At 67.8% G+C, this 12,365-nt stretch carries 9 protein-coding genes; 4 read left to right on the top strand and 5 right to left on the bottom strand.

All coding sequences use genetic code 11. The features are described from left to right. Positions 1–248 precede the first annotated feature (248 nt). Together LCM15_RS07855 and LCM15_RS07850 are read right to left on the bottom strand one after the other, a co-directional pair. A complete protein-coding gene (locus tag LCM15_RS07855; protein WP_224855153.1) occupies positions 249–3,326 on the bottom strand; it encodes a valine--tRNA ligase in 3,078 nt (1,025 codons plus the stop codon). A gap of 919 nt (positions 3,327–4,245) precedes the next feature. Beyond that, positions 4,246–4,455 carry a DUF1127 domain-containing protein gene (locus tag LCM15_RS07850; protein WP_207074451.1) on the bottom strand — a complete coding sequence of 70 codons (210 nt, stop codon included), beginning with the start codon at positions 4,453–4,455 and terminating at the stop codon, positions 4,246–4,248. Between the two features lie 250 nt (positions 4,456–4,705). Between LCM15_RS07850 and LCM15_RS07845 the strand changes: the two genes are divergently transcribed. Further along, on the top strand, positions 4,706–5,770 hold the full coding sequence (locus LCM15_RS07845) for an Mrp/NBP35 family ATP-binding protein (RefSeq protein ID WP_224855151.1): 1,065 nt from the start codon (positions 4,706–4,708) through the stop codon (positions 5,768–5,770). Positions 5,771–6,014: 244 nt separating this feature from the next. Here the strand turns inward: LCM15_RS07845 and LCM15_RS07840 are convergent, their stop codons facing one another. Continuing rightward, entirely contained in the window at positions 6,015–6,473 is a 459-nt protein-coding gene (locus tag LCM15_RS07840) for an Lrp/AsnC family transcriptional regulator (protein ID WP_224855149.1), read from the bottom strand. Between the two features lie 86 nt (positions 6,474–6,559). Here LCM15_RS07840 and LCM15_RS07835 point away from each other — a divergent pair, with 86 nt between their 5' ends. From LCM15_RS07835 to LCM15_RS07825, 3 genes are all read left to right on the top strand, one after another. Further along, positions 6,560–7,687 (top strand): type III PLP-dependent enzyme, encoded by a 1,128-nt coding sequence (locus tag LCM15_RS07835; protein WP_224855147.1) that lies wholly within the window; start codon positions 6,560–6,562, stop codon positions 7,685–7,687. A gap of 84 nt (positions 7,688–7,771) precedes the next feature. Next, on the top strand, positions 7,772–10,063 hold the full coding sequence (locus tag LCM15_RS07830) for a xanthine dehydrogenase family protein molybdopterin-binding subunit (RefSeq protein ID WP_224855145.1): 2,292 nt from the start codon (positions 7,772–7,774) through the stop codon (positions 10,061–10,063). 212 nt (positions 10,064–10,275) lie between these two features. Continuing rightward, on the top strand, positions 10,276–10,743 hold the full coding sequence (locus LCM15_RS07825; RefSeq protein WP_224855143.1) for a CoA-binding protein: 468 nt from the start codon (positions 10,276–10,278) through the stop codon (positions 10,741–10,743). Between the two features lie 318 nt (positions 10,744–11,061). On the opposite strand, the gene LCM15_RS07820 is transcribed toward LCM15_RS07825, so the two are convergent. Further along, on the bottom strand, positions 11,062–11,373 hold the full coding sequence (locus LCM15_RS07820) for a phosphoribosyl-ATP diphosphatase (RefSeq protein ID WP_224855141.1): 312 nt from the start codon (positions 11,371–11,373) through the stop codon (positions 11,062–11,064). Continuing rightward, on the bottom strand, positions 11,373–12,131 hold the full coding sequence (gene hisF / locus LCM15_RS07815) for an imidazole glycerol phosphate synthase subunit HisF (protein WP_224855139.1): 759 nt from the start codon (positions 12,129–12,131) through the stop codon (positions 11,373–11,375). The genes LCM15_RS07820 and hisF overlap by 1 nt, the downstream gene beginning before the upstream one ends. Positions 12,132–12,365: the final 234 nt, after the last annotated feature.

Here is a 12,365-nt window from a genome sequence, read left to right as displayed (position 1 = left end):
GAGAGGTTCGAAGACCGGATCGCCACCCCGCGGACCGGCGATGGCGTGGCGGCGTCCCGGCACGACGAAGCAGACGGACTGGGTGGTGAAGTCGCTGAAACACTTCGCCCCCGTGGGCCAGAGATCGCACGGCGGTCTTCGGAATCGCGGTGCTAGAGTGGTCAGATGAGAGCGGGGCGTGCCGCCCCCCAAACGCAAACCGCCGCCCCGAAGGGCGGCGGTTGTCGTTTCAGCGAGAGAGACGCCTATCAGCCGATCTCGGCCAGACGCGCCAGCGCCTGCTTGAGCTTGGTCTCTTCCTCTTCGCGCGCGGCGAGGTTGTCGCGGGTCTCCTCGACCACCTCCTCGGGCGCGCTCTCGATGAACTTGGGGTTCTTCAGACGCCCGCGCAGACCGCCCAGCTCCTTGCCGAGCTTGGCGATGTTCTTCTCGAGCCGCGCCTTCTCGGCCTCGACATCGATGATGTCGGCCAGCGGCAGGCCGAAGGTCGCCCCGCCCACCGGCACGGTCACGCAGCCCTTGGGGAAGCTGTCGACCCGTGTCAGGCTCTCAAGCCGCGCCAGCCGCTTGATCAGCGTCTCGTTGTTGGCCCAGGCCGCCTCGCCGGCGGCGTCGATCTCGGTCACCAGCACCGGCACGTAGAGCCCCACCGGCACGCCCATCTGCGCCCGCGCCGAGCGCACGCCCTCGATCAGCGAGATCACCCAGCGCATCTCGGCATCCGCTGCCGGGTCGAGCAGTTCCTCGGTGGTGTAGACCGGCCAGTCGCCATGCACGAGCATCTTCGAGCGCGCGCCCAGCGTGCCCCAGAGCTCTTCGGTGATGAAGGGCATGATCGGGTGCAGCAGGACGAGGCACTGGTCGATGACCCACGACATGGTGGCCTGCGTCTCGGCCTTCGCAGCCTCGTCCTCGCCCTGCAGAAGGGGCTTGGAGAACTCGACATACCAGTCGCAGACCACGCCCCAGACAAAGGCGTAAAGCGACAGCGCCGCATCGTTGAAGCGATACTCGGCCAGAGCCGCATCGACGGTCTCGCGCACCCGCGCGGTCTCGCCGAGGATCCACTTGTTTACCGTGGCCTGCGGCACCGGGCGCGCCCCGCCAAGCCCCACGGCGCCGTTCATCTCGGCGAAGCGGGCAGCGTTCCACAGCTTGGTGCCGAAGTTGCGGTAGCCGGCGATGCGCTGCATGTCGAGCTTCAGCACCCCGCCCAGCGAGGCCATGGCGGCATTGGTGAAGCGCAGCGCGTCGGCGCCGTACTCGTCGATGATCTCGAGCGGGTCGACCACGTTGCCGAGCGACTTGGACATCTTCTTGCCCTTGGCGTCGCGCACCAGCCCGTGCAGGTAGACGTCGCGGAACGGGATATCGTCGACCACGGCGAGCTGCATCATCATCATCCGCGCGACCCAGAAGAACAGGATGTCCTGCCCGGTCACCAGCACGTCGGTGGGGAAGTACTTCTCGAGCTCCGGGGTCTTCTCGGGCCAGCCCAGCGTGCCGATCGGCCACAGCCCGGACGAGAACCACGTGTCGAGCACGTCGGGATCGCGGAACACCGGGATCGCCTGCGGCCGGCGGCGCTGGTCGACGCCGGTGAAATCAACGCCCTGCTCGAGCAGCGCCGCGAGGTGATCCTCGGCCGCTGCCGCGTCCTCGACCATCAGGAACTCGGCGTCCTCGCCGAAGAAGTCGTGCATCTTCTTCAGCGCCTCCTCCTCGGTCGCGGCGCAGAACGAGCGCCACTCGTCGCCGAGGCCGGGGGTGTGCCAGACCGGGATCTGGTGGCCCCACCACAGCTGGCGCGAGATGCACCACGGCTCGATGTTCTCGAGCCAGTGAAAATAGGTCTTCTCACCGCTCTCGGGCAGGATCCGCACGCGGCCCTCGCGCACGGCATCGAGCGCCGGCCCGACGATCTGGGTGGTGTCGACGAACCACTGGTCGGTGAGCATCGGCTCGATCACCACCTTCGAGCGGTCGCCGAAGGGCTGCATGATCGGCTTGGCCTCCACGAGCGGCACCCACTGCGCCGCCTCGTCGCGCGCCTCGCCGCCCTCTTCGGGGGCCACGGGGGCCTGCGCCGCCGCCTGTCCGAGCCGCGGATCGGTGAGCTCGGTCATCACCGCGAGACCGTCCTCGGTGATCTCGCGCACCACCGCCTCGCGCGCCTCGAACCGGTCGAGCCCGCGCAGGTGGTCGGGCACGAGGTTGAGCGCATCGGCCTCGTGCTCGGAGAGCGTCAGCTCGCCGCGGGCGACCTTCTGCGCGGTCTCGGCGGCCTCGGCATAAGAGATGCCGTCGGCGCGCATGGTGCCGCGGGTGTCCATGAGGCGGTACATCGGGATGCCGCCGCGCTTGGCCACCTGGTAGTCGTTGAAGTCATGCGCACCGGTGATCTTCACCGCGCCCGAGCCGAAGGTCGGGTCGGGGTATTCGTCGGTGATGATCGGGATCAGACGGCGGTGCTCCTTCGGCCCCACCGGGATCTCGCAGAGCTGGCCGACGATCGGCGCATAACGCTCGTCAGAGGGGTGCACCGCGACGGCGCCGTCGCCCAGCATGGTCTCGGGGCGGGTGGTGGCGATGGAGATGTAGTCGCGCTCCTCCTCGAAGAGCACGGTGCCGTCCTCGTCCTTCTCGACATAGGTGTAGGTGGCACCGCCGGCCAGCGGGTACTTGAAGTGCCACATGTGGCCGGGCACCTCGATGTTCTCGACTTCGAGATCCGAGATCGCGGTCTCGAAATGCGGGTCCCAGTTGACCAGCCGCTTGCCGCGGTAGATCAGGCCCTTCTCGTACATGTCGACGAAGACCTTGATCACCGCGTCGTGGAAGTTGCCCTCCTCGCCCGCCGGGGCGCCCTCGGCGCCCGACATGGTGAAGGCGTTGCGCGACCAGTCGAGAGAGGCGCCAAGCCGCTTGAGCTGCGTCATGATGGTGCCGCCGGAGTGCTGCTTCCACTCCCAGATCTTCGCGGTAAAGGCCTCGCGGCCCATCTCGCGGCGGGTGGCGTTGGCCGGATCCTTGGCCAGCTCGCGCTCGACCACCATCTGTGTGGCGATGCCGGCATGGTCCTGACCGGGCTGCCACAGCGTGTCGAAGCCGCGCATCCGGTGCCAGCGCACGAGGATATCCTGCAGCGTGTTGTTGAAGGCGTGCCCCATGTGCAGCGAGCCTGTCACATTGGGCGGCGGGATCATGATGCTGAAGCTCTCGTCGCGCGAGGCATTGGCCCCGGCGGCAAAGGCGCCCGCTTTTTCCCACGCTTCGTAGATACGCGCCTCGGCTTCGGCCGCGTCAAAGGTCTTTTCCATCGCCATGGGTCGTCTTCCCGTGCCTGCATGATTGTCCAGCCTCGTCTACCTGCTGGCGGGGCAAAGGGAAAGGCTGCACGTCCCGCGCCGCGCTCCCGGTTTCTTCTGGCCGAAAATATCCCGGGGAGTCCGCGCTCGAGCGGACGGGGCAGAGCCCCGAATTCACCCGCCACACGGACGCAGCGTTGAAGCAGGGTCCCAAAACGAAAAACGGCGGCGCCCGGGAGGAGGAGGGGCACCGCCGTCTGATCATTCCGACTGCCCAGGGAGGAGGAGAGGGCTGCGGAAACCGGCTGGACCATCGCGGTCCGAATGGGAGGTGCGGCGGGATCAGGGAGGAGGAGAGATCCCGCCGCGTATCGAAGGCCCCAGGGAGGAGGAGAGGGGCTCCGAAACTGTCGGGCGCGTGGCCCGGATGTAGGGTGCGACGGTGCCAGGGAGGAGGAGAGGCACCGTCGCGTATCGAAGGCCCCAGGGAGGAGGAGAGGGGCTCCGAAACTGTCGGACACGTGGCCCTGATGTAGGGTGCGACGGTGCCAGGGAGGAGGAGAGGCACCGTCGCGTATCGAAGGCCCCAGGGAGGAGGAGAGGGGCTCCGAAACTGTCGGGCATGAGGCCCGGATGTAGGGTGCGACGGTGCCAGGGAGGAGGAGAGGCACCGTCGCGTATCGAACGCCCCAGGGAGGAGGAGAGGGGCTCCGAAACTGTCGGGCACGTGGCCCGGATATGAGGGTGCGGCGGGATCAGGGAGGAGGAGAGATCCCGCCGCGCATCGAAGGCCCCAGGGAGGAGGAGAGGGGCTCCGAACTGTCGGGCACGTGGCCCTTGTGTCTTTGCGGCGGCGACCTCGGGAGGAGGAGGGAGGTCGCCGCCGGGGCTCGATGCGCTCAGGGAGGAGGAGGAGAGCGCCTCGAGAAAACTGTGATCAGGCCTCGTAGGCGGCCTGGTAGGCGATCCGGCGGATCATCGAGCGGTGCAGCCCGAGGTCGCTCAGTTCGCGGTTGCTCAGCTGGCCGAGCTCGCGCAGGGTCTCGCGGTAGAGACGGCGACGGGCATTGCGCTCGCGCAGCGAGGCGATCATGCCGGCGAAGAAGCCGTTCGAGCCTTGGGTGCTGGTGTCGGTTGCGTATGCCATGTTCGTTGCTAGCCTGTGTTCGTGTAACTGAGTGCGTGTCTTGCTCTGTTGGCCCTAACATGTGGCAAATGCTGCGAGTGCACAATCCCGCCAAAGCTCAATGCCGCTATGCAGCATCTGCATGGGCGACGTGAGGGAGAGCTATGCGAAAGCAACGCGTTAAGCGTAACAATTAAGCGGCCTGTGTACGAGCGTTGCGCGCAGAGCATGGTGACGCTACGTCGGTCTGCAGAAATGGAAAGGATAGACCATGTCCCCGACACAAGAGGCGGTGAAGGCAGAGCTGGCGCGGCTGGAATTGCCCGACGGCGGAAACCTGATTTCGCGAGACATGATTCGAGCGCTGAGCATCGAGGGCGGTGCCGTGCGCTTCGTCATCGAGGCGCCCTCGCCGGACATGGCCAAGCACATGGAGCCGCTGCGCGCCGCCGCCGAGCGCGCCGTGATGGCGCTCGAGGGCGTCACCTCCGCCAGTGCGGCGCTCACCGCGCACGGCCCGGCGGCGAAGGCGCCGTCGCTGAAGATCGGCGGCCACGCCAAGCCGCAGGAGGGCAAGATGAACCCGCCCGGTGTGAAGGCGGTGATCGCCATCGGCTCGGGCAAGGGCGGGGTCGGCAAGTCGACCGTGTCGTCGAACCTCGCGGTGGCGCTGGCGCGGGCGGGCAAGAAGGTCGGCCTGCTCGATGCCGATATCCACGGCCCGTCGCAGCCGCGCATGTTCGGCATCTCCAAGCGCCCGGCCAGCCCCGACGGCAAAACCATCATCCCGCTTCAGGCGCATGGCGTGACGCTGATGTCGATCGGCTTCATGCTGCCCGAGGACAAGGCGGTGGTCTGGCGCGGGCCGATGCTGATGGGGGCGCTGCAGCAGATGATGATGCAGGTGGAGTGGGGCGAGCTCGACGTGCTGCTCATCGATCTGCCGCCGGGCACCGGCGACGTGCAGCTCTCGCTCGGCCAGAAGAGCGATCTGGCCGGCGCCATCGTGGTCTCGACACCGCAGGACGTGGCGATGATCGACGCGCGCAAGGCGCTCGACGCGTTCGAGACGCTGAAGGTGCCCGTGCTGGGGCTCATCGAGAACATGTCGATGTTCGTCTGTCCCGATTGCGGCTTCGAGGCGCATCTCTTCGGGCAGGGGGGCGTTGCGGCCGAGGCCGAGAAGCTGGGCCTGCCGCTGCTGGCGCAGCTGCCCATCGACCTCGACACCCGGATCGGTGGCGACGAGGGCCGCCCCGTGGCGCTGGGCGACGGGGTCATGGCGCAGGCCTACGCGACGCTCGCCGACCGCTTCATCAAGGGCGGGATCGTCTGAGGCGGCGTCCCCGCGGGGACACTTTATATATAAGCGCGGGATGCGGGAGCGGCAGCGCTCCCGGCGCCATGAGGGCGGAGCTGCGCTTTCAAGAGAAGTGAGGGGGCTCTGCCCCCTGTCGCACCGGAGGTGCGCCTTGAAGAAAGAAGAGAGGGGGCTCTGCCCCCTCTTGGCGCTGTGCGCCAATTCACCCCCGAGGTATTTTTGAACCAAAGAAGATGGGGGCGGGGTGGCGTGGGCCGGATCAGCCTCGGCGGTCGAGCTTGGTGGTGAGGTGAATGAGGCTTTCCGAGCTTCTCACCCCGCGGGCCTCGGCAACGCGGTCGAGGGCGGCATCGAGCGCCTCGGTCGAGGCGGCGCAGACGATCACCATCAGATCGACCCGCCCCGTCGTGGTGTGCACCGTCTCGACCTCGGGCATCTGGCGCAGCCGGGCCAGCACCTCGGGCTGGGAGCGCGGCTCGATGCAGACCAGCACCGTGGCGCGGATCGCCTCTCTCAATGCAGGGCCGCGTCGGATGGTGAAGCCGGCAATGGCGCCGCGCTGGATCAGCCGCTCGATGCGGGCCTGCACCGTGGTGCGCGCCAGCCCCAGCCGCCGCGCGAGATCCGAGACCGGCATCCGCGCGTCATTGGAGAGCAGCGTCACGAGGGCGCGGTCGGTGTCGTCGATATTGTGGTTGGCGCTGTCGATTTGCGTCATCTGAGCCTCATAATGACAGTTCTGCCGAACGAAATCGAGTCTCCTGCCGCCCATACTGGCGAAAACTGCAAACAGGAGGTGTCTTCATGGGGATCGAGCAGGCCCTGATGCCGTCGCCCGAGGCGTGGCTCGCACGCGAGCGGCCCGACGAGCCGGTGTTCTTTTTCTGCCCGCGGCGGCTGGGTGAGGTGGCGACGCGGTTTCTCGACGGGTTCCCGGGGCTGGTGAGCTACGCGGTCAAGGCCAACCCGCTGCCGGAGATCATCGACGGGGTCTGGCGCGCCGGGGTGCAGGTCTTCGACGTGGCCTCTCCGGCGGAGATGGCGCTGGTGCGGACGCAGTGCCCCGGGGCCGTGCTGCATTACCACAACCCGGTGCGCTCAAACGACGAGATCAAGGCGGGGCTCAAGCATCGCTGCGTGTCCTGGTCGGTGGACCGGATGCGCGAGCTCGAAAAGCTCGCGGCGCTGCCGGCGGGCACCGAGATCGCGGTGCGGCTGAAGCTGCCGGTAACCGGCGCGGCCTATGATTTCGGCGCGAAGTTCGGCGCCGGGCCGGCCGACGCGGTGGCGCTGCTGCGGCGGGTGGTCGAGATGGGGCTGACGCCGTCGCTGACCTTTCATCCCGGCACGCAATGCCGCGGCGCCGCGCCTTGGGCGCGCTACATCCACGCCGCCGCCGAGGTGGCGCGCGAGGCGGGCGTCACGCTGCACCGGCTGAACGTGGGCGGCGGCTTTCCGAGCGACCGGGGCGAGGGGCATCCCGACCTCGAGACCATCTTCGCCACCATCGCGCGCGCCACCCGCGACGCCTTCGAGACGCCTCCGGCGCTGGTCTGCGAGCCGGGGCGCGGGCTCTGCGCCGAGGCATTGATGCTGGCGCTCCGGGTCAAGGCGGTGGATGCCGACGCGCTTTTCGTCAATGACGGCATCTATGGCGGTCTGGCCGAGTGGCGGGACCTGGGCGCGATGGGGCGGCTGCGGGTCATCGATCCCGCGGGTCGGCTGCGGGCCGGGCCTGCGCAGGCGCGCATCGTCTTTGGCCCGACCTGCGACAGCCTCGACCGGCTGCCCGAGCCGATGCCGCTTCCGGCGTCCATCGAAGAGGGCGATTTCCTCATCTGCGAAGGCATGGGCGCCTATTCGCGGGCGCTGGTCACCGGGTTCAACGGCTACGGCGCGCGCAGGGTGGTGCCGATGTCGGAGGCCTTCTGAGAATTCCCCGTCCTCGCGCTGGACACTTCCCCGGCAGGGCGCCACTCTGCGCCGCAGAGGACCAGCCAAGGGCGAGGACGGGAAATGGAAAAGTTCGGCAAGAGCCAATCATTCAAGCGCAGCGAGGACGTGCGCTTTCTGACCGGTCATGGCCGCTACATCGACGACATCGCGCCCGAAGGGGCGCTGCACGGCTTCGTGCTGCGCTCGCCGGTGGCCCATGCCACGATCACCGCGCTGGATGTGACCGCGGCGCGCGAGGCCGAGGGTGTGGCGCTGGTGCTGACCGTGGATGACCTGCTCGAGGCGGGCATGGACATTCGCATGGGCGGCACCGTGCTGACCAACCGCGACGGCTCGAAGGCGGCCGCGCCCGAGCGCCCGATGCTGGCGCGCGGCAAGCTGCGCCATGTCGGCGAGCCGGTGGCGCTGGTGGTGGCCGAGACCCTGCAGCAGGCGCGCGACGCGGCCGAGCTGATCGAGCTCGACTACGACGATCTGCCGGCCCATGTCGAGGTCTGTGCCGGCGGCGAGACCATCCACCCCGAGGCGCCCGACAACCGCGCCTTCGACTGGGGCATGGGCGACGAGGCGGCGACCGCGGAGGCCTTCGACAGCGCGGCCCGTGTCGTGCGGCTCGAGGTCGACGACAACCGGGTGATCGTCAACGCCATGGAGGGCCGCGGCTGCTATGCCGAATGGGACGGTGCGCGGCTGCACGTGGCGTTCAACGGGCAGGGGGTCTGGGGTCTCAAGGGTGATCTGGCCGCGGCCATGGGGCTCGACCCGGAGGCGGTGCGCATCACCAACCCCGACGTGGGCGGCGGCTTCGGCATGAAGGCGGCCTCCTACCCGGAGTATTTCGTGCTGGCACAGGCGGCGCGGGTGCTGGGCAAGCCGGTGCGCTGGATCTCGGAACGCACCGAGGGGATGCTGTCGGACCACGCCGGGCGCGACCTGACGACGATGGCGGAGCTGGCCTTCGATGCCGATCATCGCATCCTCGGCTACCGCATCCACACGCTGTGCAACCTCGGGGCCTACAACTCCGGCTTCGGCCAGCCGATCCAGACGCTGCTGTTCTCCAAGGTGCTGACCGGGACCTATGACATCCCGACCGCCTACATGCGGGTCGAGGGGTTCTACACCAACACCACGCAGGTCGATGCATATCGCGGCGCCGGCCGACCCGAGGCGATCTACGTGATCGAGCGGGTGATGGACCGCGCCGCGCGCGAGCTTGGGCTCGACCCGATCGAGCTGCGCAAGATCAACTTCATCAAGGACTTCCCCTACAAGACCGTGACCGGCGAGACCTACGACGTGGGCGATTTCCCCCGCGTGTTGGATCATGCGATCCTTGATGCCGACGTGGCGAGCTTTGCCGCGCGCAAGGCCGAGAGCGCGGCGCAGGGCAAGCTGCGCGGGCTGGGGCTGTGCTTCTACATCGAATCGATTCTCGGCGACCCAGCCGAGGACGTGCGAGTCGAGTTCACCGAGGACGGCGGCGCGGTGATCTATGTCGGCACCCAGTCGAACGGGCAGGGGCACGAGACGGTGTTCGCCAAGTTCCTCAGCGACCACAGCGGCATTCCCTTCGACAAGATCGCCTTCGTGCAGGGCGACAGTGACCTGATCGCCCGGGGCGGCGGCACCGGCGGGTCGCGCTCGGTGACCACGCAGGCCAACGTGACGCTGTCCTGCGTGCGGCAGATGGTCGACGGCTTCTCGGCCTTCCTCGCCGAGGAGATGGGGGTCGAGGCGGCCGAGGTGCGGTTCGACGACGAGCGCTTCCGGGCCGAGGGCTCGAACCTGACGCCGACCATGCTGGAGGTGGCCGAGATGGCCCGCGCCAAGGGCCGGGAGGACTTGCTGAGCTGGTCCGCGCGCGACCAGATCGAGGCCCGCTCCTATCCCAACGGGGCGCATTTCGCCGAGGTCGAGATCGATCTCGAGACCGGTGTCACCGAGGTGGTCAAATACACCGTGGTCGACGATTTCGGCAATCTCATCAACCCGATGCTGGCCGAGGGTCAGGTGCATGGCGGGGTGGCGCAGGGGCTCGGGCAGGCGCTGTGCGAGCGTACGGTGTTCGACGAGGACGGCCAGCTGCTCTCGGCGAGCTTCATGGATTACGCCATGCCGCGGGCCGACGATATGCCGTGGGTCAAGTTCGACGTGGAGCCGGTGCCCTCCACCGGCAATCCGATGGGGATGAAGGGCTGCGGCGAGGCCGGTACGGTGGGCGCGCTGGCGGCGGTGTCGAACGCCGTGCAGGATGCGCTCTGGGAGAAAGGCGTGAAGCAGGTCGACATGCCCTTCACGCCGATGCGGGTCTGGAGCCTGCTGCAGGGCGCGCCGCTGGCGGCGGAGTGAGGGCTCTGCAAGGGTGGCTCTTGGGTGGGCGTCAAGCCTTTTGTTCACGCTTCCTTGAGGAGGTTTGCAATTGTGTCTTTCGCGCCCATATCCAGTACAGGATCGCGGATACGGAACCTCCGCGACGCCTTCACTGTCCCTCGTTCCGCACTTGCGCCCAAGGTTTTCCTTGGGCGCTTTTTCTTTTCACGGCGGGTGCTTAAGGTGAGGCCATGACCTATTCCGACGCGTTTCTGAAATCGGTTCTCGACCGCACCAAGGTGATCGCGGTGGTGGGCGTATCGCTGAACCCCGTTCGGCCGAGCTATTACGTGGCGCGTTACCTGAGCCTGCGCGGCTACCGGGTGATCGGCGTCAATCCCGGCCATGCGGGCGCGATGCTGTTCGGCGAGGAGGTGCGCGGGGCGATCGAGGAGCTTCCGGCCGAGGTCGACATGGTCGACATCTTCCGTCGCTCCGAGGCGGTGCCGGGCATCGTCGAGGCCGCGCTGGCCCATCTGCCGGGGCTCCGGACCGTGTGGATGCAGATCGGCGTCGAACACGCGGAAGCGGCCGCTATGGCAGAGGCGAGAGGAGTCGACGTGGTGATGAACCGCTGCCCCAAGATCGAATACCAGCGCCTGCATGGCGAGCTGCGCATGGGCGGCTTCAACACCGGTGTGATCTCCTCGAAACTGTGACTGGCGCTGCGGCACGCGTGTGGATCCTCGCCTCGGCGCGCCTCCCCGACGCCTCGATGGCGGAACCTGTCGGACGCCTCCGGCGGGAGTATTTTTGACGAAGAGAAGCAGGGGCGCGGCGCCCTTGGCTTCTTTGGTTCAAAAATACCTCGGGGGTGAATTGGCGCACAGCGCCAAGAGGGGGCAGCGCCCCCTCCTTCTTTCTCAAGAGCGCACCTCGGGTGCGACAGGGGGCAGCGCCGCCGCCTTCCTTCCTAGAGGCGCACTTCCGAAACGACAGGGGCCAGTGCCCCGGTCCTGCCGGGCGAGGACACGGCCTCAGCCCTTGCGCGAGGCTTTCTCTGCGATGCCGGACTGTCCCTGCCGGCGCGCGAGTTCGTCCATGACCGCCGAAAGCGGCAGGTCGCGCGCCTTGAGCATCACGAGGAAGTGGAACAGCACGTCGGCTGCCTCGGAGGCCAGCTTCTCGCGGTCGCCCTTGACCGCTTCGATGATGGCTTCAACCGCTTCCTCACCGAACTTCTCGGCGCATTTTTCCGGCCCCTTCGCGAGCAGCTTGGCGGTCCAGCTGTCGTCGGGCGAGGCGGATGCGCGCGCGGCGACGACGGTTTCGAGCTCTTCCAGCGTCATCAGAACCTCACCGGGATGCCGGCCTGCGCCATGTGGGCCTTGGCCTCTGCGATGGTGAACTCGCCGAAATGGAAGATCGAGGCGGCGAGCACGGCGGATGCATGGCCCTCGGTCACGCCTTCAACAAGATGGTCGAGCGTGCCCACGCCGCCGGAGGCGATGACGGGGATGTCCACGGCGTCGGAGATCGCGCGGGTCAGGGGCAGGTTGAAGCCCGCCCGGGTGCCGTCCCGGTCCATCGAGGTGAGCAGGATCTCACCGGCGCCCTTCGCGGCCATCTTGCGCGCGAAATCCACCGCGTCGATGCCGGTGGGCTTGCGACCGCCATGGGTGAAGATCTCCCAGCGGCCCGGCTCCACGGTCTTGGCGTCGATCGCCACCACGATGCATTGCGAGCCGAAATGATCCGCGGCCTCGGCCACCACGTCGGGGTTGGCCACCGCCGCCGAGTTGAAGCTGACCTTGTCGGCCCCCGCGAGCAGCAGGTTGCGCACATCGGCCACCGTGCGAACGCCGCCGCCCACGGTCAGCGGGATGAAGCATTGCTCGGCGGTGCGGGTCACCACGTCGAACATCGTGCCGCGATTTTCATGCGTGGCGTGGATGTCGAGGAAGGTGATCTCGTCGGCGCCGGCGGCGTCATAGGCGCGGGCGGCGTCGACCGGGTCGCCGGCATCGCGCAGGTCGACGAAATTGACGCCCTTGACCACGCGGCCATCGGCGACATCGAGACAGGGAATGATGCGGGTCTTGAGCATGAGAGCCTTATGGCGCGGATCGACGGGGGAGGAAAGGGGGCTGGTGGGGCATCGCTGCCGCCGTTGTGGGGCGTGGAAGCCAAAGCGGTTGGGCGGGGTGCTGTTGGGTGTCGCACCAGAGGTGCGCCCATAAGGAAGAACCAGAGGTGCGCCCTCGAGCTGCGCCGGAGGTGCACTTCTAGGAAAAACCCGGAAGCGCGCCTGCCAGAGGGGCGCAGGGGCTCTGCCCCCTCT

The sequence above is a fragment of the Salipiger bermudensis genome, assembly GCF_020171625.1.
In the GTDB taxonomy this organism is placed as follows: domain Bacteria; phylum Pseudomonadota; class Alphaproteobacteria; order Rhodobacterales; family Rhodobacteraceae; genus Salipiger; species Salipiger bermudensis_B.
This window is presented reverse-complemented; position numbering and strand designations above follow the sequence as displayed.

Bases quoted from the DNA above. Each gene is read 5' to 3' on its own strand.
- LCM15_RS07840 (WP_224855149.1), bottom strand. From the start codon at position 6,473: ATGACGCAAATCGACAGCGCCAACCACAATATCGACGACACCGACCGC.
- LCM15_RS07825 (WP_224855143.1), top strand. From the start codon at position 10,276: ATGACCTATTCCGACGCGTTTCTGAAATCGGTTCTCGACCGCACCAAG.
- LCM15_RS07820 (WP_224855141.1), bottom strand. From the start codon at position 11,373: ATGACGCTGGAAGAGCTCGAAACCGTCGTCGCCGCGCGCGCATCCGCC.
- LCM15_RS07830 (WP_224855145.1), top strand. From the start codon at position 7,772: ATGGAAAAGTTCGGCAAGAGCCAATCATTCAAGCGCAGCGAGGACGTG.
- LCM15_RS07855 (WP_224855153.1), bottom strand. From the start codon at position 3,326: ATGGCGATGGAAAAGACCTTTGACGCGGCCGAAGCCGAGGCGCGTATC.
- LCM15_RS07850 (WP_207074451.1), bottom strand. From the start codon at position 4,455: ATGGCATACGCAACCGACACCAGCACCCAAGGCTCGAACGGCTTCTTC.
- LCM15_RS07845 (WP_224855151.1), top strand. From the start codon at position 4,706: ATGTCCCCGACACAAGAGGCGGTGAAGGCAGAGCTGGCGCGGCTGGAA.
- LCM15_RS07835 (WP_224855147.1), top strand. From the start codon at position 6,560: ATGGGGATCGAGCAGGCCCTGATGCCGTCGCCCGAGGCGTGGCTCGCA.
- hisF (WP_224855139.1), bottom strand. From the start codon at position 12,131: ATGCTCAAGACCCGCATCATTCCCTGTCTCGATGTCGCCGATGGCCGC.